Below are 22,813 nucleotides of genomic sequence, written 5' to 3' on the forward strand. Positions count from 1 at the left end.
CCGTGCCGGAAGCGGCCGGACCGCCCCGGCCGCTCACGGCCGGGGCAGTCCGGCGACCAGCTCCACCGCGCGGTCGACCTGTTCGGGCGAGACGAAGCAGTGCGGCGAGGCGCGCACGACGGCGTCCAGGCCGCGGCGGGTCATGTCGAGCAGCGTCGAGGAGGCCCGGCTGACCGCGACCGTCACGTCCCGCTCCGCCAGCCGGTCGCGCACCTCGTCCGCAGCCACCCCGTCCACGGTGAACGTGACGATCCCCGACCGCCGTTCCCCCTGGTCGCGCACGGTGACGCCGGGCACGGCGGCGAGTCCGCCGCGCAACCGCTCCGCCCGGTCGGCGACCTCGGCCGCCACCGCGTCCACTCCGAGGCCCAGCAGGTAGCGGACGGCCGTGACGAGCCCGAGCCGGTCGGCGACACCGCACTCCCACAGCTCGAACACCCGCGCGTCCTCGCGCAGCGCGAACTCGCCGGGTCCGGTCCACGACCCGCTGTGCAGGTCGACCAGCCGGGGCCGCAGCCGGTGGGCGATCTCCCGGCGCACCACCAGGACGCCCGTGCCGCGCGGTCCGCGCAGCCACTTGCGCCCGGTGCAGGAGATCAGGTCGGCGCCCAGCTCGTCCGCGCGCACGGAGAGCTGGCCGACGGACTGGCAGGCGTCGAGCAGCAGCAGCGCTCCGACGGCGTGCGCGGCGTCGGCGACCTCGCGCACCGGGTTGACCAGGCCGCCGTTGGTGGGCGCGTGCACCAGCGACACGAGCTTCACCCGCTCGTCGAGCAGGTCGCGCAGCGCGGCCACGTCGACCTGTCCGGCCGCGTCGGAGGGGATCACCTCCACGAGGGCCCCGCACTCCCGCGCCCGGCGCAGCAGCGGGACGGCGTTGCCCGCGTACTCGACCTCGGTCACCAGGACGCGGTCACCGGCGGCCAGCGGGACGGCGTCGAGCGCGGCGAGCCACGACCGGGTGGCGCTGTCGGTGAACGCGATCTCGTCGGAGCGGCAGCCCAGCAGCTCGGCGAGCACGGAGTACCCGTCCGCCAGCTCGTCGGCGCGCTCGGCGGCGGCGGCGTACCCGCCCACCTCGGCCTCGCGCCGCAGGTGGGCGATCACCGCGTCGAGCACGGGCCGCGGCGGGAGCGAGGACCCCGCGCTGTCGAGGAAGATCCGTCCGGCGCTCGCCGGGGTGTCGCGCCGGACGGACTCGAGGTCGAACATCTAGCAGTGCTGCTGCGACGGCGGCTTCTCGGCGGAGAAGGACACGTCGGTGATGGTGAAGGTCCTGGTGAAGTAGTTCCACCCGTGGCTGAAGCACGACTCGTACTCGCGCACCGAACCGTCGGCCAGAGTTTCGCCGTATTCGACGAGCGCGTAGCGACTCGTTCCGTTGTAGACCCGGAACGCGGCCGCGCTGCCGGACCAGTCGGTGTCGGTGTTCACCGTCGGAACCGCCGATTCGTTTCCGGGGTTGACCCAGACGGACCAGGTGCAGAAGCGGTCTTCTTCACAGTTCGGAGGAACAGCGGCCGAAGCGCTGGGCGTGAAGGCGGCGAAACCGGCGACGACTGCCAGCAGAACAGAAACAGCACGCGACTTCGAACGCATTCAGATTCCTCCTGGTACGGGGATTCGAACGTTCGGACGCTATCACGAAGCGCACAGTCGGTACAGGTTTCAACTATCTGGTGGCCACACGGGCCAGAACGAGCGGAACGGGCACCTCCCGCTCGACGGGTCGCGCTCGGCGGACCGGCCCTCCGGAGCTTCCCGGTGAGTCGACAGAAGACCGGAACGGGCTCGCTCGGGTGAACCCGATCTCGACGGCCGCAGCGCGCCGGTCCCTCCTCGGGGAGGAGTCGCGACGCTCCCCGGGGTCGTGCTGCGCGGCGTCCAGCCCGATCGCTCCGCCTCATGGCGGACGACGGACACCACTACCGCTCGATCGGCTGGAACCAACTGCTCGTGGTGGCCCCCAACGGCGACACGAGGTCCTTCATCTGCGTGCGGTCCATCGCGGACAAGGACGGTCTCAACTTCTTCCGCTTGCGGGTGGGCGCGAACGAGTGCGTGACCCGTCGCCAGCAGAAGTAGGTTCGGGTGGAGGTTCGCAGCATCGCGGTCGAAGGCGTCGGCGGCACCCGCAGCGACAAGTCCGTGCTGTGGCGCGACGACGGGAGGCTGGAGGTTCTCGTGCACTTCGCTTCACCGGTCGCCCGCGGCAACGAGTTCCAGGTGCTGGTGGAGATCGACTGACCGGGGAAGTGCCGCGCACCGGTGCGGGACCGGGAACCGCTGGAGTTCTGCATGCGGGTGCACACGACGATGGACGTCCACTACGCCGTGCTCCTGTCGGCGGGAGAGGCCGTCCACTGGGACCCCATCGGATTCTCACCGGCGTCGGACCTGCGAGTCTCCTCGTTCACCCACGACTCCGAGCACGTGGCCGTCGTGCTCACCGGTGAGCAGGTGCTGCGACGCGACAGGACAGGACTGCGACTCGACCTGCGACCTCGGGACACCCGCACCAGGCGGAACGGGCGTCCCGACGATCGAGCAGTGGCGGAGCGCTACTTGTCAGAACTGACGTCGTCGCCGCCGCCGAACATGTCGTGAAACAGCATCTTCATCCTTCAGGTCGTCCCCCGACCGCTCGGACCGCAGTATTCGATCCACTGTGGACTGGCAGGTCAGAGCGGTTCACCGCTCGGAGTGACGGCTCGATCCCCTACTTCGGCGTCCAGGTCTCCAGGTTCCACCACGGGCCCCAGGTCAGGGCGCTGGTGGAGTCGCCGTCGACCACGTCGGTGTACCCCGTCCAGTTGTCGCGCAGGACGTAGGTGTGGTCGACCCACGCCAGGTAGACGGAGCCGGGCGCGGCGGTCCAGGCGCGCTGGAGCTGACGGTAGGCCACGGCCCGCTGACCGGGGTCGAGCAGCGTGCGCCCGGCGTCCAGAGCCGCGTCCACGGCGGGGTCGGCGTACGCGCCGGGGTTGTCGAAGCCGGTCGGCGAGGACGTGGAGCGCAGCGTGCGGTACGTGGCGAGGTCGGGGTCGAACGGGTTGCCGACGTGGTGCAGCACCGCGTCCTGGCGCAGGCGGGGCACGACGGCCTCCGCGCTGAGGCCCGCCAGCTGCACGTCGATCCCCACGGCGCGGGCGTCCGCGGCGAACGCGGTCGCCAGGTCGACGTCCACGGCGTCGCCGAGCTGGTACATCAGCGTGAAGCGGGCCGGGACGCCGTCCCTGACCCGGACGCCGTCCGCGCCGGGCACCCAGCCGCCCTCGTCGAGCAGGCGCTTCGCCGCGTCGGCGTCGCGGGCGAACCCGGCGCCGGGTTCGGCGAACTCGGGCAGCACGGGCGGCAGCGGGGTGCCCGACGCGGTGCCGCGTCCCGCGAGCAGCGCCTTCACCACGTTGTCCCGGTCGACGGCGACGTTGAGCGCGCCGCGCACGGCGGCGTTGCCGGTGACGGGCCCGCCGCTGGGCAGCGCCACGACGCGGGCGTCGGCGGCGCGGTGGGAGACGACCCGCATCCCGCCGACGTCGGAGAAGGACGAGACCAGCCGCGGCGGCAGCGCCGCGCCGTCGAACTCCCCCGCCTGCATCCGCTGCGCCCTGGTGTTGTCGTCGGGGACGAACACGACGGTGACCCTGGTGATCCGCGGGGCCGGGCCGGCGTGCTCCGGGTTGGCCTCCAGGACCAGCCGGTCGCCCCTGCGCCACTCCGCGAGCCGGTAGGGGCCGGTGCCCACCGGCGCGGTGCCGACCGCCGCGGAGGCCAGCGGCGCACCGGGGACGATCGCCTCGCTGGGCAGCACGCCCAGCACCAGCAGGTGCGGGAACGCCGGTTGCGGCCGGTCCAGGACGAACCGGACCGTCGTGGCGTCGACCTGCTCCACGGCGGTGAGCGCGCCGAACGACGCCCGCACGGTGGACCCGGCGGCCGGGTCGAGCAGCGCGCGGTAGGTCGCCACGACGTCCTCCGGCCCGAACGCCGTGCCGTCGCTGAACCGCACGTCCTGCCGCAGCGGCACCGTCCACGCGCGCCCGTCGGCGGACGGCACGGGCAGGTCGGCGGCCAGGTCGGGCTCCAGCGCGCGGTCGGCCCGGTGGGCCACCAGCCCGTCGTGGACCTTGGACGCGCCGAGCGAGCCGAAGCCCAGCAGCGGGTTCAGCGTCGCGGGTTCGCGCTGGTCGGCCAGCACGATGGAGCTGTCGTCGACCGTGCCCTCCGCGCTCGGTGTCGTCGTGTCCGTGCACGCGGTCGCGACGGCAGCGGTGCAGAGCAGGACGACCGGGAACGGGAAGCGCACGGTTCTCGACCCTAGCCGCTGGGCCGGAAGACGTCAGCCGATCGGGTCCGGCAGGGGCGTGACCCGGTACTCGCAGTCGAGGACGTCGCCGGTGGCGGGGTCGCGCAGCTCGACCCGCCAGGTCGCGGCGAACTGGTTCACGCCCTCGCGCATCGGGATCGTGCCGGACAGCAGCACGGTGCCCGCGCGCAGCAGGCCCCGCTCGCGCAGCAGGTCGAGCCAGTGGGAGGGCGTCAGCAGCTCGGCGAGGGTGCCGGACTGGATGCGCTCGCCGTCGGCCCACGCCGTCAGCTCGATCGCGTCGAGCCGGTCGGCGACGTCGACGAGCCGCCACGCGCGGCGGCCCAGCACGTCGGGTCCGGCCTGCTTGCTCCACGCCACGCCGTGCACCTCCAGCGCGCGGTCGGTGTGGTCGCAGGCGACGGTGAGCAGCACGTCGCGCTCGTCGTCCCCGGTGACGACGAGCGCCCACTCGGCCTCGCCGGAGGTGCGGCCGTGCTGGACGGGCACCTCGGAGGTCTGCATCGCGAGGTAGGGGGCGACCGGGTAGAGGGCGGGGGTCTCGCCGGGCGCGGGCACGCCGAGTTCGGCGAGCTCGCGGACGTGCGCGGCCACGTCCTCCTGGCTGCGACCGGCGTAGCCGCCGTTGAGCAGGGCGATCACCTCGACCTCCGCCGACTCGCCGCCGGGGAGGTCGAAACTCAGAACTGACATGCCGGCTCCTTGCGCATACGACCTGTATACAGGCAGCATCACAGGCGGTTCGCAGGAGGACAAGCCGCTGACGCGAGGTGTGACGAGATGCCCGACACGACGACCGACGAGGTGCGGAGGCCGGCGCTCGTCCGCGCCTTCGCCGCCTCCCTGTCCGGGACCGCCCTGGAGTGGTACGACTTCGCCATCTACAACGTGGCCGCCGCCGTGGTGCTCGGCCCGCTGTTCTTCCCCAGCGCCGATCCGCTCACCGGCACGCTGAGCGCGTTCTCCACCTACGCCGTCGGCTACCTGTCGCGCCCGCTCGGCGGGTTCTTCTTCGGCCGCCTCGGCGACGTGCTCGGCCGCAAGAAGATCCTCGTCATCACGCTGCTGATCACCGGCATCGCGACGCTGCTGATCGGCCTGCTGCCCACCAACGCCGCGATCGGCGGCACGGCGGGCGTGCTGCTCGTGGTCCTGCGCTTCGCCCAGGGCGTCGGCCTCGGCGGCGAGTGGGGCGGCGCGGTGCTGCTGTCCAGCGAGTACGGCGACCCCCGCAAGCGCGGGTTCTGGGCGTCGGCCGCCCAGATCGGCCCGCCCGCGGGCAACCTGATGGCCAACGGCGTGCTCGCGCTGCTCGGCGTGGCGCTGACCGAGGAGCAGTTCTTCTCCTGGGGCTGGCGCGTGGCGTTCCTGCTGTCCGCCGTGCTCGTCGCGTTCGGCCTGTGGATCAGGGTGAAGCTGGAGGAGACGCCGGTGTTCACGGCGATCCGGGAGCGCGGCGAACGCCCGAGCGCCCCGATCCGCGAGGTGGTGCGCACCGAGACGCGACCGCTGATCGCCGCGATCCTGTGCCGGGTCGGCCCCGACGTGCTCTACGCGCTGTTCACGGTGTTCGTGCTGACCTACATCACCACGCAGCTCGGCCTGCCGCGCAACGCCGGGCTGACCGCCGTGCTCGTCGCGTCGGCGTGCCAGCTCGTGCTGATGCCGCTGGCGGGCGCGCTGTCCGACCGGTTCAACCGGCGCCGTCTCTACGCGGTGGCGGCGGTCGGCGGCGCGGTGTGGCCGTTCCTGTTCTTCCCGCTGATCGGGTCCGGCTCGCGGGTGCTGCTGGTCCTGGGCGTCGTCGTGGGGCTCGCGTTCCACGCCTTCATGTACGGCCCGCAGGCGGCGTTCATCTCCGAGCAGTTCAGCCCGCGCCTGCGCTACACGGGCAGCTCGCTGGCCTACACCCTGGCCGGGATCGTCGGCGGCGCGGTCGCCCCGCTGATGTTCACGGTGCTGCTCGCCGGGTTCGGCACGTGGCTCGTGATCGCCGCCTACGTGGCGGTGGCCTGCGCGGTCACCCTCGCCGGGCTGTACCTCGGCCGCGACCCGCGTCCCGAGGACGACGAGGAGCTGGCGGCGCTCGCCGGTGCCTGAGTCAGGCGGCGAGCAGCACCCGCAGCGTCGCCTCCAGGTGGGCCGAGACGGCCTTCGCCGTCGCCTCGACGTCTCCCGCGTCGAGCGCGGCCACGATGGCGTCGTGCTCGCGCAGCACGGCGTCCTGCCGTCCGGCGGAGCGGAACAGCGCGACCACGCCGACCCGGACCTGCCTGGCGCGCAGCCCCTCGTACATCTTCGTCAGCATCTCGTTGCCGGTGGCGGCGACGAGGGCGGCGTGGAAGCGCCGGTCGACGTCGATGAACTCGCGGGCGTCCTGCGCGCCGCGCAGCTCCCGCTGCCGCCGCACCGCGGCGCGCATCTCGGCGATCGGCGCGGTGCCCGCGGCCAGCACGCGCTCGGCGGCGTGGCGCTCGACCATGCCGCGCAGCTCCATCAGCTCGGCCACCTGCCGGCCGGAGACGGGAGCGACGTAGGCGCCCTTCTGGGGCACGAGCTGCACGAGGTCCTCGGCGGCCAGCAGCAGCAGCGCCTCGCGGATCGGGGTGCGGGACACGCCGACCCGGTCGGCGACGTCCTGTTCGCTCACGAACCGGCCCTGCATCTCCGGGTCGGAGAGCACGGTGTCCTTGAGGAACTCGTAGGCGCGTTCACGACCGGACGTCACCGTCCACCCCCCTGCACACTGCCTGTATACCAATCGTAACAGCGACGACGAGGAGACGACGCCGTGCGCATCGCCCTGTGCCAGACGAACTCGACCACCGACCCGCTGGCGAACCTGGAGCTCGTGCGCGACGGCGTGCGCGCCGCCGCGGCGCGGGGGGCGCGGGTCGTGCTGTTCCCCGAGGCGATGATGTGCCGCTTCGGGGTGTCGCTCGCGCCGGTCGCCGAACCGCTGGACGGGCCGTGGGCGACCGCGGTGCGCGACGTCGCCGTGGAGCACGGCGTGGTCGTCGTGGCCGGGATGTTCACGCCGGCCCCGGACGGGCGCGTGACGAACACGCTGCTGGCCACCGGAGCGGAGTTCCACGTGGGCTACGACAAGATCCACCTGTTCGACGCGTTCGGCTTCGCCGAGTCCGACACCGTCGCACCCGGTTCCGAGGTGGTCGTGGTGGAGGTCGACGGCATCGGCCTGGGCCTGGCCACCTGCTACGACGTCCGCTTCCCCGAGCTGTTCCGCGCGCTGGCCGACCGGGGCGCGAGCGCGGTCCTGCTCGGCGCGTCGTGGGGCGCGGGTCCCGGCAAGAAGGAGCAGTGGGAGCTGCTGGTGCGGGCGCGGGCGGTGGACTCCACGACCTGGGTCGTCGCGTGTGGACAGTCCGATCCGGGCGAGACGTCCGGCACCGCGCCCACCGGCATCGGCTTCAGCGCGGCGGCCACACCGCTCGGCGCGGTCGCCGCGCAACTGGACGCGGAGCCCGGCCTGCTCGTGGTCGACGTGGACACCGACGCCGTCGAGCGGGCCCGCGCGACGATCCCGGTCCTGGCCAACCGGCGCCTCTGACGTCCGCGGGCGCCGGCCCCGCCCGGCGACCGGTGCGCGAGCGGCCAGCGGGCCGCTCGCGCACCGGCTCAGCGCAGGTCCAGCCCCAGGTCCAGGGCGGGGGCCGAGTGGGTCAGGCCGCCCACCGCCAGGTAGCGCACGCCCGTCTCGGCGTAGGCCCGCGCCACGGGCAGGGTCAGGCCGCCGGACGCCTCCAGCGGCACACCGCCCGCGCGGCGCACGGCCTCCGCGCACTGCTCCGGGGTGAAGTTGTCCAGCAGCACCAGTTCCGCGCCCTCGGCGACGGCCTCGTCCAACTGGTCCAGACCGTCGACCTCCACCTCGCACGGCAGGTGCGGGGCGTGCGCGCGGACGGCGGCCATCGCGGCCCGCACCGACCCGGCGGCGAGCACGTGGTTGTCCTTGATCAGCACGGCGTCGCCGAGGCCCATCCGGTGGTTCGCGCCACCGCCGCAGCGCACGGCGTACTTCTCCAGCAGCCGCAGGCCCGGCAGCGTCTTGCGGGAGTCGCGCACCTGCGCCCCGGTCCCGGCGATCGCCTCGACCCACGCGGAGGTGGCCGTGGCCACGCCGGACAGGTGGCACACGAGGTTCAGCGCCGTGCGCTCGGCGGTGAGCAGCCCGCGCACCGGGCCGCGCAGCACCAGCGCGGGTTCACCGGGCACGGCCCTCTCGCCGTCGCGGCGCTCGGACAGCACCTCGTACTCCCCGCCCAGCACGGCGTCGAACACCGCGCGGGCCGCGGGGAGACCCGCGAGGACGCCGGACGCGCGCGGGGTGATCTCCGCGACCGCGACGGCGTCGGCGGGCACGGTGGCCGCGGTGGTGGCGTCGGGCCCGTACCGCAGGTCCTCGGCCAGCGCCAGGTCCACGACCCGCCGCACGTCGTCCAGATCGAGGTCGAAGCCGAGTGTCACGCCGCACCTCGCACGAGAACGGGATCGGCCAGCACGGGCTGGCCGGTCGGGGTGAGCCGGACGACCTGGCTGCGCTGCCAGCGCGCGTCGTCGCGGTCGGTGAAGTCGGTGCGCACGTGGCAGCCGCGGGACTCGGTGCGCTCCGCCGCCGCCGCGATCAGCGCGCGGGCGGCCAGGGTGAGCGCGGCGTCCTCGACGAGCGCACGGGTGCGGAGCACGCGGTTCGTCGTGGACAGGTCGAGGACCGAGCCGACGACGGCGAGGCCCTCGGCGTCGCGGCCGATGGCGGCGTAGCGGCTCATGACGCGCTGGAGCAGGTCGCGGTCGGCCACGGGCGCGGTGGGCAGGCCCGGCACGAGGGCGGCGCGCGGCTCGGCCAGCAGCCCGAGCGCGAGGTCGGCGGCGACCGCCTCCGCGGTGCGCGCGCCGACCACCAGCCCCTCCAGGAGACTGTTGGACGCCAGGCGGTTCGCGCCGTGCAACCCGGTGCGCGCCACCTCGCCCGCCGCGTAGAGACCGGTCACGCCGGTGCGTCCGTCCACGGTGGACACCACACCGCCGCAGGCGAAGTGCGCGGCCGGTGCGACCGGGATCGCGTCGACGGCGGGGTCGACGCCCGCCGCGAGGCACGCCGCGCTCACCGTGGGGAAGCGGGCGCGGAAGTGCTCCGCGTCCAGCCCGGTGGCGTCGAGGAACACGTGGTCGTCGACCCCTCCGCGCTCCAGCGCCAGGTGCCGGGTGATCGCCGCGGCCACGACGTCGCGCGGCGCCAGGTCCTCCAGCGGGTGCACCCCGCGCATGACGCGCTCGCCGGTGGCGTCGACCAGGACGGCGCCCTCGCCGCGCACGGCCTCGGTGATCAGCGGGCAGCGCCCGCGCGCGCCGCGACCGGTGTACAGGACGGTGGGGTGGAACTGCACGAACTCCACGTCGGCGGCGACCGCTCCGGCGCGCAGGGCCAGCGCCAGCCCGTCCCCGGTGGCGACCTCGGGGTTGGAGGTGGCCCGGTAGAGCTGGCCGAGCCCGCCGCTGGCCAGCAGCACGGCCGGGGCGCCCAGCACACCGGGCACGCCAGCGCCGTCCAGCACGAGCAGCCCGCACACCGCGCCGAGCGGGGTGCGCAGCGCGTCGACGGCGACGTGGTCCTCCAGCACGGGGATGCGACCGTCGCGGGTGGCGGCGAGCAGGGCGCGCTCCACCTCGGCGCCGGTGGCGTCGCCTCCGGCGTGCACGACGCGGAACGTGCTGTGCCCGCCCTCCCTGGTGCGCGCCAGACGGCCGTCCTCGGCGGTGTCGAACACCGCGCCGCGCGCGAGGAGCCGCGACACCGCGTCCGGGCCGTCGGCGACGATCGCACTCACGGCGTCGGCCTCGCACAGTCCAGCTCCGGCGACGAGGGTGTCGGCGACGTGCCGGGACACGGTGTCGCCCGGCTCGTGCTCACCGGGCAGGACGACGGCGACACCGCCCTGCGCCCAGCGCGTGTTGCCGTCCGCTCCCGACGCCTTCGTGACGACGAGGACCCGCAGGCCGAGTTCGCGGGCGCGCAGCGCCGCCGTCAGCCCGGCGACGCCCGTCCCGACCACCACGAGGTCGGCTCTCGCCTCCCACTCGGGGTTCACTCGGCACCGCCGGGCTTGCCGATCTCGATCATCCGCTGCACGGCGCCGCGCGCCCGCGCCGCGGTCTCCGGGTCGACGTGGACCTCGTCGAGGCCGTCGCGCAGGCAGCGCAGCAGCGCGGCCGGGGTGATCATCTTCATGTACCGGCACGACGCCCGGTCGTTCACCGCGCGGAAGTCGATCTCGGGCGCGGCCCTGCGGAGCTGGTGCAGCATCCCGATCTCGGTGGCGACGAGGACGGTCGTGGCCCTCGTGTCGCGGGCGGCGGTGATCATGTCACCGGTGGAGAGGATCTTCACCTGGTCCGCCGGGACGGTGCCCTCGCCCGCGAGGTAGAGCGCGGAGGTCGCGCAGCCGCACTCGGGGTGGATGAACAGGTCGGCGCCGGGGTTGTCCGCGGCGCGCTGCGCCAGCTCGGGGCCGTTGATGCCCGCGTGCACGTGGCACTCCCCCGCCCACACGTGCACGTTCTCCCGCCCGGTCTCGCGCTTCACGTGCGCGCCGAGGAACTGGTCGGGCAGGAAGAGGACCTCGCGGTCGGCCGGGATCGAGGCGACGACGTCGACGGCGTTGGAGGAGGTGCAGCAGATGTCGGTCTCCGCCTTGACCTCCGCCGTCGTGTTCACGTAGGACACGACGACCGCGCCGGGGTGCTCCGCCTTCCACGCGCGCAGCTCCGCGCCGGTGATCGAGTCGGCCAGGGAGCAGCCCGCGCGCTCGTCGGGGATGAGCACGGTCTTCTGCGGCGCCAGGATCTTCGCGGTCTCCGCCATGAAGTGCACGCCGCAGAACACGATCGTCGAGGCGTCGCTCGCCGCGGCGATCCGGCTCAGCGCCAGCGAGTCCCCGGTGTGGTGCGCGATGTCCTGGATCTCGGGGACCTGGTAGTTGTGCGCGAGGATCACGGCGTCGCGCTCCTCGGCCAGCCGGAGGACCTCGTCGCGCCACGCGGCGTCCGGCGCCACACCGTCGTACGCCCCGTCCGAGATCCGCTCCACGAATGCGGTAGCGACCATGAGGTCTTCCTCCAGATCTCCGAAACAGGTTTTCGCCTATAGGTCGAAAACAGGGTGGATAGTATCAGCCGATGGGGCTGGCGGGGAACGAGGTACTGGCGGCGGTGCTCCAGGTGAGATCCGGATCACTGCGCGTGCTGCTGTGGCAGCGCGCTCGGGAACCGCACGCTCACCGGTGGTCGCTGCCGGGCGGCGGCCTGGGCTCGCGCGAGGACGTGCAGGAGTCGATCCGGCGTCAGCTCGCGGAGAAGGTCGACGTGCGGCAGCTCTCCCACGTCGAGCAGCTGTCGGTCTTCAGCGCGCCGGACCGGGTGCCGGGACAGCGCGTGGTCGCCACGGCGTTCCTCGGCCTCGTGCCCTCCGACGTCGATCCCGAGGTCCCCGCCGACACGGCCTGGCACGCGGTCGACTCGTTGCCCGACACCGCCTTCGACCACGAGGCCATCGTGCGGCGGGCGCGCGACCGGCTGGCCGCCAAGCTGTCGTACACGAACCTCGGCTTCGCCCTCGCGCCACCGCACTTCACCATCTCCGCGCTGCGCGAGCTGTACTCCGCGGCGCTGGGGTACCGGGTGTCCGCGACGAACCTGCAACGGGTCCTGTCGCGCCGCGGCCTGCTGGAACCGACCGGCGACACCGCGCCCCCCGGCCCCTCCGGCGGGCGTCCGGCGGCCCTGTTCCGTTTCAGCGCAAGAGGAATCCTGGTGACCGACCCGTTCGCCGTGCTCAAACCCCCCGGCGGCGGCCGACCAGCAGGGGTCGGCTCCACGCCGTAACGTGTTCGCCGTGGCCGAGACGCTCCCCCTGTTCCCCCTGGGCACGGTACTGCTGCCCGGAGCGTCGTTGCCCCTGCACGTGTTCGAGCCGCGCTACCGGCAGCTGACGGTCGACCTGGTCACCGGGGCGCTGCCGGACCGCTGCTTCGGCGTGGTGTCCATCAAGCAGGGCTGGGCGCCGGGCGACGACGACGTCGACTCCCTCCACCAGGTCGGTTGCTCCGCGCTGCTGCGCGAGGCCAGACGCCTGCCCGACGGGCGGTTCGACGTCGTCACCAGGGGCGAACGGCGCTTCCGGCTGCTGGAGGTGGACGACACCAGCGCGCCGTACCTCGTCGGCTCGGTGGAGTGGCTGCCGGACAGCACCCTCCCCCCGCGGGCGGTCGAGGTGATGCCGTCGCTGGCCGACGCCGCGCGCGCGGCCCACCGCCGCTACTGCGGCGCGGCCTGGCAGCGCGAGGACTGGTCGTCGCCCCCGGACGAGACGACGCTGGAAGAGCTGTCCTACGTGCTGGCGAGCGACTGCCTGCTGTCCCTGGAAGACCGTCAGCGGCTGCTGGAGGACACCTCCCCCGCCCGCCGGCTGCGCGAGGTGCGCCGGATGCTGAACCGCGAGGCGGGCATCCTCACCTCGCTGCGCGCCGTGCCCGCGCCGCTGTCGGAGTACGGGTACACCCCCCACCAGAACTAGACCGGCGCACGTCGCGAGGCCCGTCCCCGAATCCGGGGGCGGGCCTCGCGGCGTTGCTCCGGCCGGGGGAACCAGGAGATCGCCCTCTTGAAGGATTGTTCAACAATCCTCTACGGTGACGCACGACACAGTTCCCGCCACCCACACTGCGAGGTGCGACGTGAGCACCACACCGGCCACACCCGTTCCAGCGGTTCCGGACACCGGTCCGCTCGCCTGGTTCCGCGCGCTGGGCCGCGACGGACGACGCGCCTTCGTCGGCGCGTTCGGCGGCTACGGGCTCGACTCCTACGACTACCAGGTGCTCCCGCTCGGCCTGGTCGCGATCACGGCGTACTTCGGCATCACCACGGCCCAGGCCGGACTGCTCGCCACGACCACGCTGGTGGTGTCCGCGCTGGGCGGCGCCATCGCCGGAGTGCTGTCCGACCGGATCGGCCGGGTGCGCACGCTCCTCCTCACGGTCATCACCTACGCGGTGTTCACCGTGCTGTGCGGCTTCGCCACGAGCTACGAGACGCTGCTGGTGTTCCGGGCGCTCCAGGGCCTGGGCTTCGGCGGCGAGTGGGCGGCGGGCGCGGTCCTCGTCGCCGAGTACTGCGCGCCCCGCCACCGGGGCAGGACGCTGGCGTTCGTGCAGAGCGCGTGGGCCGTGGGCTGGGCGCTGTCGGTGCTCGTCTCGACCGCCGTGTTCGCGTTCGTGCCGCAGGACCTGGCGTGGCGGGTGCTGTTCTGGACCGGGGCGCTGCCCGCGGTGCTGATCCTCTACGTCCGGCGGGCCGTGCGGGACGCCCCGCACGCCGCCGAGCAGCGCGCGAACAGCGAGCGGCGCGGGTCGTTCGGCGCGATCTTCCGCGGCGGGCTGGGCCGCACCACGTTCTTCGCCGCCCTGCTCGCGACGGGCGTGCAGGGCGGCTACTACTCGCTGTTCACCTGGGTGCCGACCTACCTCAAGACCGAGCGCGGACTGACCGTCGTCGGCACCGGCGGGTACCTGACCCTCCTGATCTCCGGTGCGTTCGCGGGGTACGTCACCGGAGGCCACGTCACCGACCGGCTGGGGCGCAAGAAGACGTTCGCGCTGTTCTCCGTCCTGTCCGCGGCGCTGGTCGTGATCTACACGCAGGTCCCGGCCGGCGCGAACACCGCCGTGCTGTTCCTCGGCTTCCCGCTCGGGTTCTGCTCCTCCGCGATCTTCAGCGGGTTCGGCTCGTTCCTGGCCGAGCTGTACCCCGCCGACCTGCGCGGCACCGGCCAGGGCTTCACCTACAACTTCGGTCGCGGGGTGGGGGCGCTGTTCCCCGCCGCCGTCGGGTTCGCCGCCACGAGCTGGGGCGTCGGTGGCGCGATGGTGTTCGCGGCGCTCGCCTACGGCATCGCCGTGGTGTCGCTGACCGGACTTCCCGAGACCCTCGGCGAGGAGCTGCCGTGACGACCGTCCACGATCCGGCCGCGCCGGCGGCGTCCCGGCCGCCGTTCGCGACCACCCGCGCGCCGGGTCACGTGGTCGTCTCCGACGTCCCGGACGCCACCTGCCGCATCGACCGGGAAAGGGACTTTTCCGGCTGCACCGGTCTCCCGCGGGCCGGTGCGGCCTGGCTAGGCTCCCGTCGCATGGAACGCGACGACGCAGCCCTCACCGGCCAGGGCATCGACCTCGACCGGCCCAACCCCGCCCGGATGTACGACTACTACCTCGGCGGTGCGCACAACTTCGCGCCCGACCGCGCCCTCGCGGAGCAGGCCCTCTCGGTGATGCCGTGGATGCGGGAGGCCGTGCGGGCCAACCGCGCGTTCCTCGGCAGAGCCGTGCGGTACTGCTTCGACCAGGGCATCCGCCAGTTCCTCGACCTCGGCTCCGGCATCCCCACCGTCGGCAACGTGCACGAGATCGCGCAGACCCTCGACCCGCGCTCCCGCGTGGCCTACGTCGACAACGAGGCCGTCGCCGTCGCGCACAGCACGCAGATCCTGCGCGACAACCCCAACGCCAGCATCACCAGGGCCGACCTGACCGACTCGGCGACCGTGCTGTCCGCGCCGACGGTCACCGAGCTGATCGACTTCTCGCAGCCGGTCGCCGTGCTCGCCGTGGCCGTGCTGCACTTCCTGCCCGACGAGCGCGACCCGGCCTCGGTGGTCCAGGCCTACCGGGCGGCGATGGCGCCGGGCAGCTACGTCGTGCTCTCGCACGTCACCTCCGACCACGACCCGGAGGAGGCGGCGAACGCGAAGAACGTCTACCAGCGCTCGGCGAACCCGGTCCACACCCGCACCCACGCCGAGATCACCGCGCTGCTGCGCGGTTTCGACCTCGTCGAGCCCGGTCTCGTGGACGCCACCCGGTGGCGCCCGGACGAGTCGGCGGAGTTCGGCGAGAACATCGAGCACGCCGGTTTCTACGCCGCCGTGGGCAAGATCGGCTAACCCAGCCGCCTGCCGAGGTCGTCGAGACCGTTCCACGCCGCGCTGCACCCGTAGGCCAGCGCGGCGCCGAGCGGCCACCCCAGCACGGCCCACCACGTCTCCAGCTCGGGCGCCTGCACGATCACGTCGCCCACCCGCGCGGACTCCGGCAGCACGTGGGCGGAGGCGGCCAGGCCGAGCCCGACCCGCTGGGCCAGCAGGGCGGCGGCCAGCGACCCGAGGACCGCGGCCAGCACGACCACCGGGCCGCGGCGCTCGCGCAGCATCCACACCGCGACACCGGTGACGACACCGGCGGCCAGCCCCAGCAGCAGGAAGATCATCAGCGCGTCGAGCCGGTGGTAGCTCTCCCCCAGCACGGGCCGCGCGTCACCGCTCTCGACGACCACGGCGGTGCGCACGGGGGCCAGCGCCGCCCACAACCAGCCCACCGGCAGGCCCAGCACCGCCACGGTGCTCAGCACGTACACGGCGGGCAGCAGGTCCCGCCGCACGACGACGCGCGGGCGCGGGCGGGGGAAGTGCTCCACGAACACGGGGGCCGGGACGGCCGCGTCCTCGGTCACCGGAGCCACCCGTTCCACGGGCACCTCCACCGGTTGCTCCGCCACCCGACCTCCTCCACCCGTCGACGGGACGCACAGTACCGCTCACGGTGCCCGGACCTCCGGAGCCGGTGTCCGCGCCCGACATCCGCTCCCCGCCCGGTGTTCACCGGGATCTCCCACCGGGGCAACCGGGGAGAACTAGACAGTGCCGATGAGCGGAACCTCCTCCGGCGACCTCGGTCGTCGTCGTTTCCTCGGCGCCGTCTCCGCGGTCGCGAGCGCCGCCGCGCTGGCGCAGCTGCCCGTCGGCCGGGCCGAGGCCACCACGAGACCGGGCGGCGGCGAGTACCCCTTCCGGCTCGGCGTCGCGAGCGGCGACCCGACCTCGTCGGGCGTCGTGCTGTGGACCAGGCTCGTGCCGGACCCGTTCGCGCCCGGTGGCGGGATGCAGCCGCGCAAGGTGCCCGTGGAGTGGCAGATCGCCCGTGACGAGCGGTTCCGCCGGATCGTGGCCGCCGGATCGGCGTGGGCGCTGCCCGAACTGGCCCACTCGGTGCACGTCGAGGTGAACGGCCTCGCCCCGGACCAGGAGTGGTTCTACCGCTTCCGCTACCGCCAGGACGTCTCCCCCGTCGGCCGCACCAGGACCGCGCCCCGGCCCGGCGCCCGCGGCGGGTCGCTGGCCTTCGCGTTCGCCTCCTGCCAGGACTGGGCCAGCGGGTACTACCCGTCCTACCGGCACATGGCGCAGGAAGACCTGGACCTCGTGCTGCACCTGGGCGACTACGTCTACGAGGGCGCGATCCCCGCCGACGGCGGCTTCCGCGGCGTCACCACGCCGGACGTGCTGCGGACCGCGCCGCTGGACCTGGAGCGCTGGCGGATGCAGTACGCCCTCTACAAGAGCGATCCGGAGCTCCAGCTCGCGCACGCGCGCTTCCCCTGGATGGTCACCTGGGACGACCACGAGGTGCGCAACGACTACGCGGGCACCCGGCAGGAGGACGCCGGGGACATCGGCGAACTGCGCGCCGCCGCCTACCGGGCCTGGTACGAGCACCAGCCCGTGCGGCCACCGGCGGGACCGGGCCGCGCCGGCGGGCCGCGGGTGTACCGGCGGCTGGAGTGGGGCCGCCTCGCGCAGCTCGACCTCCTCGACGGCAGGCAGTACCGCAGCGTGCCGCCGTGCGGCTGGGGCGAGGCCGACGCCTGCCCCGCCGCGTACGCGCCCGACGTGACCATGCTGGGCTTCGAGCAGGAGAAGTGGCTGTACTCGGGCTTCGCCGCCTCCTCCGCGACGTGGAACGTCCTGGGCAGCAACGTGATGCTCTCCCGGCTCGACCACGACGGTCCCGACGGGCAGCGGCTGTGGCACGACGCGTGGGACGGCTACCCCGCCGCGCGCAAGCGCCTCACCGACGCGTGGCAGCGGCACGGCGTCCGCAACCCGGTGGTCGTCACCGGTGACTGGCACTCCACGTTCGTCAACGACGTGCACGGCGACTTCGACGCGCCGTCCTCACCCGTCGTGGCGACCGAGTTCGTCGGCACGTCGATCTCCTCCAACGGCGACCGCTCGGTCTACGGCCCGTACTACGGTCCGATGATCGAGCACAACCCGCACATCACGTTCTTCGACGGCGACCGCCGCGGCTACGTCCGCTGCCAGGTCGACGAGGCGCGCTTCCGGACCGAACTGCGGATGGTGAGCACCGTCAGCCGCGCCGACGCCCCCGAGTCGACCCTCGCGTCCTTCGTCGTGGAGCAGGGCCGCCCCGGAGCCCAGCGGGCCTGAGCGGAAGCGCGGCGGGGGTGCTCCCCCCGCCGCGCCCCTAGGTGGAGCTGATCTCGCCGTGACGGCTGCACCGCGCGGTCCAGCCCGCCGGGGTCACCTGGACCACCATGCGGCGCGCGCACTGCGCGCAGAACCGCGGCGGGTCGATCAGCTGGAGGCGGCGGGCGCACGCGGTGTGGTCCGCGGCGTCCGTCTCCCGGCCGCAGAACGAGCAGAAGGCGTTCACGGTGGCGGTTCCTAGAGGGTCTGGCTCAGGGCCTTGATCGGCATCTTCAGGTCGTCGAGCATCTCCAGGTCCTGCGCCGCGGGACGGCCCAGGTTGGTGAGGTAGTTGCCGACGATGATCGCGTTGATGCCGCCGAGCATCCCCTGCTTCGCCCCCAGGTCGCCGAACGTCAGCTCCCGGCCGCCCGCGAAGCGCAGGATCGTGCGGGGCAGCGCCAGCCGGAACGCCCCGACCGCGCGCAGCGCGTCCGGTCCCTCCACGACGGGGTAGTTCTCGTACGGCGTTCCGGGGTTGGGGATGAGGAAGTTCATCGGCACCTCGTCGGGCGACAGCGACGCGAGCTGCACCGCGAACTCGGCGCGCTGCTCCAGCGTCTCGCCCATGCCGATGATGCCGCCGCAGCAGACCTCCATGCCCGCGTCGCGCACCATCCGCAGCGTGTCCCAGCGCTCCTCCCAGGAGTGCGTGGTGACGACCTGCGGGAAGTGCGACCGCGCGGTCTCCAGGTTGTGGTTGTAGCGGTGCACGCCCATCTCGACCAGCTCGTCGACCTGCGCCTGCGTGAGCATGCCCAGCGAGCAGGCGATCTGGATGTCGTTGCCGTCCGCGCGGATGGCCGCGATGCCCTCGCGCACCTGCGACAGCAGCCGCGCGTCCGGCCCGCGCACCGCGGCGACGATGCAGAACTCCGTCGCGCCGGTCTCGGCGGTCTGCCGGGCGGCGCGCACCAGGCCGGGGACGTCCAGCCACGCCGACCGCACGGGCGAGGGGAACTGCCCGGACTGCGAGCAGAAGTGGCAGTCCTCGGGGCAGCCGCCGGTCTTGAGGCTCACGATGCCCTCGACCTCGACCTCGGGGCCGCACCAGCGCATCCGCACCTCGTGGGCCAGCGCGAGGAGGTCGGAGACGCGCTCGTCGGGGAGCTGGAGCACCCGGAGCACCTGCTCCTCGGTCAGTCCCTCGCCGCGCTCCAGGACCTGTTCCCGTGCCACCTCCAGCACGTCCTCCAGCACGTCACCGTCGGTATGCCGGTCGGTCCGTTCGGGCGCTGCGGTCAACGTCGTCTCCTTCGACTCCGGCTGCTGCTCGTCCGGGGGCAAGTCTGCCTCACCACCGGCGCGGCGGAAGACGAGAAATGTCACTGGATCGTCGCGAGCCCCGGTCAGCAGGCGTGCTGCGCCGCGAACGTCTCGGGGTCGAACGTGCCGCCGAACCACGGCGAGAGCGACTCGCGGGCCACGGCGGCGAAGTCGGCGGACGGCAGCGTCCCGGCCCCGCTCGGCAGGACGCCCAGCAGCGGTGCGCCAGCGGCTTCCGGCAGGTCGGCGAGGTTGCAGCGGGCCGCCAGGTCGGGATGCTCCGGCCAGCTGCCCACGACCACGCCCACGGTCTCCAGCCCGCGACGCAGGACGGCCTCCGCGGTCAGCGCGGTCGCGTTGAGGGTGCCGAGCCCGGCCTGCGCGACGATCAGCACGGGCGCGTTCACCGCCCAGGCCACGTCGGCGATGGTCGAGCCGGCGTCGTCGAAGCGCACCAGCAGCCCTCCGGCGCCCTCCACCAGGACCAGGTCGTGCGTCTCGTCCAGGAGCACGACCTCGGCGGCGATCTGGGCGGGGCTGAGCACCGGCAGCCCGGCGCGGCGCGCGGCGGTCGCGGGGGCCAGCGGGTCGGGGTAGCGGACCAGCTCGCGCGCGGTGACGTCCCCGGCGAGCCGCACCACCTCGTCCACGTCGCCCGGCTCTCCCGGCAGCAACCCCGTCTGCGCCGGTTTGAGCACGGCGACGCGACTGCCCCGCGCCGCGGCGACGGCGGCCAGCGCCGCCGTGACGACGGTCTTGCCGACCTCGGTGCCGGTACCGGTGATCACGAGAACGCCCACGACCGACGAGCGTACGGCGACACGCAGCGTGGCCGACGGCAGCTATCGTCACCGGCATGGGTGAGCAGGACATCATCGTCTACGGGGCCGACTGGTGCGGCGACTGCCGCCGCGCGAAGGCGTGGCTGCGCGAGCACTCCGTCCCCTTCACGGACGTGGACGTGGAGCACGACGACGCGGCGCGCGACCGGGCGGTCGAGCTGGCCGACGGCCGCAAGAACATCCCCGTCGTGGTGCTGTCGGACGCGGTGGTCCCCGGCGGGGCCGTGCTGGTGGAGCCGACGAACGTGCAGCTCGCGGAGCTGATCGGGCCCAGGTGATCAAGACCGGATGATCGGGCCCGGATGATCGGACCCGGCTGATCAGGACCGGCTGATCACCCGGCAGCGGCGGCGGCCACCACACCGGCGGTGACGGCGGCGACGTCGGCGTCGGTGCTGACGAACGGCGGCATCGTGTAGACGAGGTCGCGGAACGGCCGCAGCCACACCCCGGCCTCGACCGCGGCGGCCGTCGCGGCGGCCACGTCGACCTCGTGGTCGAGCTGCACCACGCCGATCGCGCCGAGGACGCGCACGTCGGCCACGCCGGGCAGGTCGGCGGCGGCCGCCAGCCCGGCGCGCAGCCCGGACTCGACGCGCCGCACCTCGGCGCGCCAGTCCTGGCCCAGCAGCAGGTCGATCGAGGCGTTCGCGACGGCCGAGGCGAGCGGGTTGCCCATGAACGTGGGCCCGTGCGCGAGGACGGGCACCTCGCCCCGGCTGATGCCGTCGGCGACCTCGGCCGTGCACAGCGCGGCTGCCATCGTGAGGTACCCGCCGGTCATGGCCTTGCCGAGACACATCACGTCCGGGCTGATCCCGGCGTGGTCAGCGGCGAACAGCTCGCCGGTGCGGCCGAAACCGGTGGCGATCTCGTCGAAGATCAGCAGCACGTCGTGCGCCAGGGTCAGCTCGCGCAGCACGTGCAGGTAGCGCGGGTCGTGGAAGCGCATCCCGCCCGCGCCCTGCACGACGGGCTCCACGATCACCGCCGCCAGCTCGTCGGCGTGCTGTTCGACCAGGTCGGCCAGGTGCTGCACGTGGGCGGTGTCCAGCTCGGCCGGGGGCGCGTCGGCGAACACCTGCTCGGGCAGGACGCCCCGCCACAGCGAGTGCATCCCGCCCTCGGGGTCGCACACGGACATCGGCTGGAACGTGTCGCCGTGGTAGCCGCCGCGCCACGTCAGCAGGCGCCGCTTTCCCGGCTTGCCGCGCGAGCGCTGGTACTGCAGGCACATCTTGACCGCGACCTCGACGGACACCGAGCCCGAGTCGCACAGGAACACGTGCCGCAGCGGCTCCGGCGTGATCTCGACCAGCCTGGACGCCAGCCGCACGGCCGGTTCGTGGGTGAGGCCGCCGAACATGACGTGGCTCATCCGGCCGAGCTGGGCGGTGACCGCCGCGTCCAGCGCGGGGTGCCGGTAGCCGTGGATCGCGGCCCACCAGGAGGACATGCCGTCGACCAGCTCGCGGCCGTCGTCCAGGCGCAGCCGCACGCCGCGCGCGGACTCCACGACGAGCGGGCTCGCCGTGCCGGGCATCGGCCCGTAGGGGTGCCAGACGTGCGCCCGGTCCAGCGCGAGCAGTGCGTCGTGATCCACGCGCGCCACTGTAGGCCGGACCCGGCGGGGCCCGGCCCACGGCGTGCGTCAGGACAGGCGGACCGGGAGGGTGTGCAGCCCGCGGATCAGGGTGCTCTCCCGCCAGCGCAGGGTCTCCGGCTCGGCGGCCAGCGCCAGGTCGGGGAAGCGCTTCAGCAGCGTGCCGACCGCGATCTCCCCCTCCAGCCGGGCCAGCGGGGCGCCCAGGCAGAAGTGGATGCCGTGGCCGAAGGCGACGTGGCCGCCCGGCTGCCTGGTGATGTCCAGCCGGTCGGGGTCGGCGAAGCGCGCCGCGTCGCGGTTGGCGCCCATCAGCGACACCACCACGATCTCACCGGCGGGGATCAGCACACCGCCCAGCTCGACGTCCTCGGTGGTGTAGCGCAGCGTCGCCTGGTTCAGCGGCCCCTCGTAGCGCAGGAACTCCTCGATCGCGTTGTGCAGCAGGCCGGGGTCCTCGCGCAGCAGACGCAGCTGGTCGGGGTTGCGCAGCAGCGCGAGCACGCCGTTGCCGATCAGGTTGACCGTCGTCTCGTGCCCGGCGACGAGCAGCAGGAACGCCATGGAGATGAGCTCGGTGCGGTCGAGGTTGTCGCCGTCGTCCTCGGCGTGGATCAGCGCCGAGAGCATGTCCTCACCGGGGTTCGCGCGCTTGTGCTCCACCAGGTCCGCGAGGTACACCGCCATGGCCTGCGACGCAGCTCCGGCCTCCTCCGCGGTGCTGGAGCTGGACAGCAGCGTGTTGGACCACGTGCGGAACTCGTCGCGCTGGTCCAGCGGCACGTCCAGCAGCTCGCAGATGACCGTGATGGGCAGCGGGAACGCCAGCGCGTCCAGCAGGTCCACCTCGTCCCGTTCCGCGACGGAGTCGAGCAGCTCCTCGGTGATCTGCTGGATGCGCGGGCGCATCAGCTCGACCCGGCGCGAGGTGAACGCCTTGGTGACCAGCTTGCGCAGCCGGGTGTGCTGGGGCGGGTCGCTGTTGAGCATGTGGGCCGACAGCGACTGGTCGAAGTCGCGCTGTTCCGCGCCGGGCGGGGAGTGCCGCTCGAACAGCTCCGCCGCCTCGGGCTTCTGCATGTCCTTGCCGAAGCGCGGGTCGGCCAGCGCCGTGCGGGCCTCGTCGTACCGGGTGACGAGCCAGGCCCTCAGCCCGCGCGGCAGCACCACCTCGGACACCGGCGCCTGCTCCCGCAACCGGTCGTGCACCGGGTACGGGTCCTTCAGGTACTCCAGGTCGAGACTCTCCACCCGAGCGGACGGTGCCCCCATGGGCGGTTCCTCCTCGCACGTTGTTCGGTTAACCCTGTTAACCGAACAACGGCCACGCCTGCGCGATGGTCCCCGGAAGCAGCGATCGCCACCCGATCGGA

Annotated in this window: 25 protein-coding genes; 11 read left to right on the forward strand and 14 right to left on the reverse strand. The window is 73.5% G+C overall.

Annotation, left to right across the window (positions count from 1 at the left end):
* Nucleotides 1-33 precede the first annotated feature (33 nt).
* A complete protein-coding gene (locus IMZ35_RS01005; protein WP_199438940.1) occupies nt 34-1,212 on the reverse strand; it encodes an aminotransferase class V-fold PLP-dependent enzyme in 1,179 nt (392 codons plus the stop codon).
* Nucleotides 1,213-1,434 (reverse strand): hypothetical protein, encoded by a 222-nt coding sequence (locus tag IMZ35_RS01010; protein ID WP_199438941.1) that lies wholly within the window; start codon nt 1,432-1,434, stop codon nt 1,213-1,215.
* A gap of 471 nt (nt 1,435-1,905) precedes the next feature.
* On the opposite strand from IMZ35_RS01010, the gene IMZ35_RS01015 reads away from it, so the two are divergent.
* The 3 genes from IMZ35_RS01015 to IMZ35_RS01025 are packed head-to-tail and all read left to right on the forward strand — an operon-like array spanning nt 1,906 to nt 2,607.
* A complete protein-coding gene (locus IMZ35_RS01015; protein ID WP_199438942.1) occupies nt 1,906-2,085 on the forward strand; it encodes a hypothetical protein in 180 nt (59 codons plus the stop codon).
* A gap of 6 nt (nt 2,086-2,091) precedes the next feature.
* On the forward strand, nt 2,092-2,247 hold the full coding sequence (locus tag IMZ35_RS01020) for a hypothetical protein (protein WP_199438943.1): 156 nt from the start codon (nt 2,092-2,094) through the stop codon (nt 2,245-2,247).
* Between the two features lie 51 nt (nt 2,248-2,298).
* Nucleotides 2,299-2,607: a hypothetical protein gene (locus IMZ35_RS01025; RefSeq protein ID WP_199438944.1), complete on the forward strand. Its 309-nt coding sequence runs from the start codon at nt 2,299-2,301 to the stop codon at nt 2,605-2,607.
* 112 nt (nt 2,608-2,719) lie between these two features.
* On the opposite strand, the gene IMZ35_RS01030 is transcribed toward IMZ35_RS01025, so the two are convergent.
* Nucleotides 2,720-4,306 (reverse strand): ABC transporter substrate-binding protein, encoded by a 1,587-nt coding sequence (locus tag IMZ35_RS01030; protein WP_199438945.1) that lies wholly within the window; start codon nt 4,304-4,306, stop codon nt 2,720-2,722.
* A gap of 33 nt (nt 4,307-4,339) precedes the next feature.
* A complete protein-coding gene (locus tag IMZ35_RS01035; RefSeq protein ID WP_199438946.1) occupies nt 4,340-5,020 on the reverse strand; it encodes a DUF2848 domain-containing protein in 681 nt (226 codons plus the stop codon).
* A gap of 87 nt (nt 5,021-5,107) precedes the next feature.
* On the opposite strand from IMZ35_RS01035, the gene IMZ35_RS01040 reads away from it, so the two are divergent.
* Nucleotides 5,108-6,427, forward strand: a complete 1,320-nt coding sequence (locus tag IMZ35_RS01040; RefSeq protein ID WP_199438947.1) for an MFS transporter — start codon at nt 5,108-5,110, stop codon at nt 6,425-6,427.
* A gap of 1 nt (nt 6,428) precedes the next feature.
* On the opposite strand, the gene IMZ35_RS01045 is transcribed toward IMZ35_RS01040, so the two are convergent.
* Nucleotides 6,429-7,055 carry a GntR family transcriptional regulator gene (locus IMZ35_RS01045; protein ID WP_199438948.1) on the reverse strand — a complete coding sequence of 209 codons (627 nt, stop codon included), beginning with the start codon at nt 7,053-7,055 and terminating at the stop codon, nt 6,429-6,431.
* Nucleotides 7,056-7,118: 63 nt separating this feature from the next.
* On the opposite strand from IMZ35_RS01045, the gene IMZ35_RS01050 reads away from it, so the two are divergent.
* Nucleotides 7,119-7,898 carry a carbon-nitrogen hydrolase family protein gene (locus IMZ35_RS01050; protein WP_199438949.1) on the forward strand — a complete coding sequence of 260 codons (780 nt, stop codon included), beginning with the start codon at nt 7,119-7,121 and terminating at the stop codon, nt 7,896-7,898.
* Between the two features lie 68 nt (nt 7,899-7,966).
* Here IMZ35_RS01050 and nadC read toward each other — a convergent pair whose 3' ends face one another.
* Genes nadC through nadA form a run of 3 tightly spaced genes read right to left on the reverse strand, consistent with a single transcriptional unit; the run spans nt 7,967 to nt 11,453 of the window.
* On the reverse strand, nt 7,967-8,815 hold the full coding sequence (gene nadC, locus IMZ35_RS01055) for a carboxylating nicotinate-nucleotide diphosphorylase (RefSeq protein WP_199438950.1): 849 nt from the start codon (nt 8,813-8,815) through the stop codon (nt 7,967-7,969).
* Nucleotides 8,812-10,437 (reverse strand): L-aspartate oxidase, encoded by a 1,626-nt coding sequence (locus IMZ35_RS01060; protein ID WP_199438951.1) that lies wholly within the window; start codon nt 10,435-10,437, stop codon nt 8,812-8,814. Before IMZ35_RS01060 ends, nadC begins: the two co-directional genes overlap by 4 nt.
* Entirely contained in the window at nt 10,434-11,453 is a 1,020-nt protein-coding gene (gene nadA / locus IMZ35_RS01065) for a quinolinate synthase NadA (protein WP_199438952.1), read from the reverse strand. The genes IMZ35_RS01060 and nadA overlap by 4 nt, the downstream gene beginning before the upstream one ends.
* A gap of 71 nt (nt 11,454-11,524) precedes the next feature.
* Here nadA and IMZ35_RS01070 point away from each other — a divergent pair, with 71 nt between their 5' ends.
* From IMZ35_RS01070 to IMZ35_RS01085, 4 genes are all read left to right on the forward strand, one after another.
* Nucleotides 11,525-12,229: an NUDIX hydrolase gene (locus tag IMZ35_RS01070; protein ID WP_199438953.1), complete on the forward strand. Its 705-nt coding sequence runs from the start codon at nt 11,525-11,527 to the stop codon at nt 12,227-12,229.
* Between the two features lie 10 nt (nt 12,230-12,239).
* Complete coding sequence (locus IMZ35_RS01075; protein ID WP_199438954.1) at nt 12,240-12,920, forward strand: LON peptidase substrate-binding domain-containing protein; 681 nt, start codon at nt 12,240-12,242, stop codon at nt 12,918-12,920.
* 160 nt (nt 12,921-13,080) lie between these two features.
* Nucleotides 13,081-14,352: an MFS transporter gene (locus IMZ35_RS01080; RefSeq protein WP_199438955.1), complete on the forward strand. Its 1,272-nt coding sequence runs from the start codon at nt 13,081-13,083 to the stop codon at nt 14,350-14,352.
* Complete coding sequence (locus tag IMZ35_RS01085; RefSeq protein ID WP_307867634.1) at nt 14,349-15,347, forward strand: SAM-dependent methyltransferase; 999 nt, start codon at nt 14,349-14,351, stop codon at nt 15,345-15,347. Before IMZ35_RS01080 ends, IMZ35_RS01085 begins: the two co-directional genes overlap by 4 nt.
* On the opposite strand, the gene IMZ35_RS01090 is transcribed toward IMZ35_RS01085, so the two are convergent.
* Nucleotides 15,344-15,958 (reverse strand): DUF2567 domain-containing protein, encoded by a 615-nt coding sequence (locus IMZ35_RS01090; RefSeq protein WP_199438956.1) that lies wholly within the window; start codon nt 15,956-15,958, stop codon nt 15,344-15,346. The two genes, IMZ35_RS01085 and IMZ35_RS01090, sit on opposite strands and share 4 nt — an antisense overlap.
* 148 nt (nt 15,959-16,106) lie before the next feature.
* Between IMZ35_RS01090 and IMZ35_RS01095 the strand changes: the two genes are divergently transcribed.
* A complete protein-coding gene (locus IMZ35_RS01095; protein ID WP_199438957.1) occupies nt 16,107-17,690 on the forward strand; it encodes an alkaline phosphatase D family protein in 1,584 nt (527 codons plus the stop codon).
* Nucleotides 17,691-17,727: 37 nt separating this feature from the next.
* Here the strand turns inward: IMZ35_RS01095 and bsaP are convergent, their stop codons facing one another.
* The 3 genes from bsaP to bioD form a co-directional block, all read right to left on the reverse strand.
* On the reverse strand, nt 17,728-17,916 hold the full coding sequence (gene bsaP / locus IMZ35_RS01100; protein ID WP_199438958.1) for a biotin synthase auxiliary protein BsaP: 189 nt from the start codon (nt 17,914-17,916) through the stop codon (nt 17,728-17,730).
* An 11-nt stretch (nt 17,917-17,927) separates the two neighbouring features.
* Nucleotides 17,928-18,974, reverse strand: coding sequence for a biotin synthase BioB (bioB, locus tag IMZ35_RS01105; RefSeq protein ID WP_199438959.1), 1,047 nt, complete (start codon nt 18,972-18,974; stop codon nt 17,928-17,930).
* Between the two features lie 104 nt (nt 18,975-19,078).
* Nucleotides 19,079-19,795, reverse strand: a complete 717-nt coding sequence (gene bioD, locus IMZ35_RS01110) for a dethiobiotin synthase (protein WP_199438960.1) — start codon at nt 19,793-19,795, stop codon at nt 19,079-19,081.
* Nucleotides 19,796-19,851: 56 nt separating this feature from the next.
* On the opposite strand from bioD, the gene IMZ35_RS01115 reads away from it, so the two are divergent.
* Nucleotides 19,852-20,115, forward strand: coding sequence for a glutaredoxin family protein (locus IMZ35_RS01115; RefSeq protein ID WP_199438961.1), 264 nt, complete (start codon nt 19,852-19,854; stop codon nt 20,113-20,115).
* 56 nt (nt 20,116-20,171) lie between these two features.
* On the opposite strand, the gene IMZ35_RS01120 is transcribed toward IMZ35_RS01115, so the two are convergent.
* Complete coding sequence (locus IMZ35_RS01120) at nt 20,172-21,440, reverse strand: adenosylmethionine--8-amino-7-oxononanoate transaminase (RefSeq protein ID WP_199438962.1); 1,269 nt, start codon at nt 21,438-21,440, stop codon at nt 20,172-20,174.
* Nucleotides 21,441-21,488: 48 nt separating this feature from the next.
* Nucleotides 21,489-22,712 carry a cytochrome P450 family protein gene (locus IMZ35_RS01125; RefSeq protein ID WP_199438963.1) on the reverse strand — a complete coding sequence of 408 codons (1,224 nt, stop codon included), beginning with the start codon at nt 22,710-22,712 and terminating at the stop codon, nt 21,489-21,491.
* Nucleotides 22,713-22,813: the final 101 nt, after the last annotated feature.

It is taken from the genome of Umezawaea beigongshangensis (assembly GCF_016464305.1).
Classification (GTDB): Bacteria; Actinomycetota; Actinomycetes; order Mycobacteriales; family Pseudonocardiaceae; genus Umezawaea_A; species Umezawaea_A beigongshangensis.

Bases quoted from the DNA above. Each gene is read 5' to 3' on its own strand.
- IMZ35_RS01005 (WP_199438940.1), bottom strand. From the start codon at position 1,212: ATGTTCGACCTCGAGTCCGTCCGGCGCGACACCCCGGCGAGCGCCGGA.
- IMZ35_RS01015 (WP_199438942.1), top strand. From the start codon at position 1,906: ATGGCGGACGACGGACACCACTACCGCTCGATCGGCTGGAACCAACTG.
- IMZ35_RS01025 (WP_199438944.1), top strand. From the start codon at position 2,299: ATGCGGGTGCACACGACGATGGACGTCCACTACGCCGTGCTCCTGTCG.
- IMZ35_RS01035 (WP_199438946.1), bottom strand. From the start codon at position 5,020: ATGTCAGTTCTGAGTTTCGACCTCCCCGGCGGCGAGTCGGCGGAGGTC.
- IMZ35_RS01040 (WP_199438947.1), top strand. From the start codon at position 5,108: ATGCCCGACACGACGACCGACGAGGTGCGGAGGCCGGCGCTCGTCCGC.
- nadA (WP_199438952.1), bottom strand. From the start codon at position 11,453: ATGGTCGCTACCGCATTCGTGGAGCGGATCTCGGACGGGGCGTACGAC.
- IMZ35_RS01070 (WP_199438953.1), top strand. From the start codon at position 11,525: ATGGGGCTGGCGGGGAACGAGGTACTGGCGGCGGTGCTCCAGGTGAGA.
- IMZ35_RS01095 (WP_199438957.1), top strand. From the start codon at position 16,107: ATGAGCGGAACCTCCTCCGGCGACCTCGGTCGTCGTCGTTTCCTCGGC.
- IMZ35_RS01115 (WP_199438961.1), top strand. From the start codon at position 19,852: ATGGGTGAGCAGGACATCATCGTCTACGGGGCCGACTGGTGCGGCGAC.
- IMZ35_RS01125 (WP_199438963.1), bottom strand. From the start codon at position 22,712: ATGGGGGCACCGTCCGCTCGGGTGGAGAGTCTCGACCTGGAGTACCTG.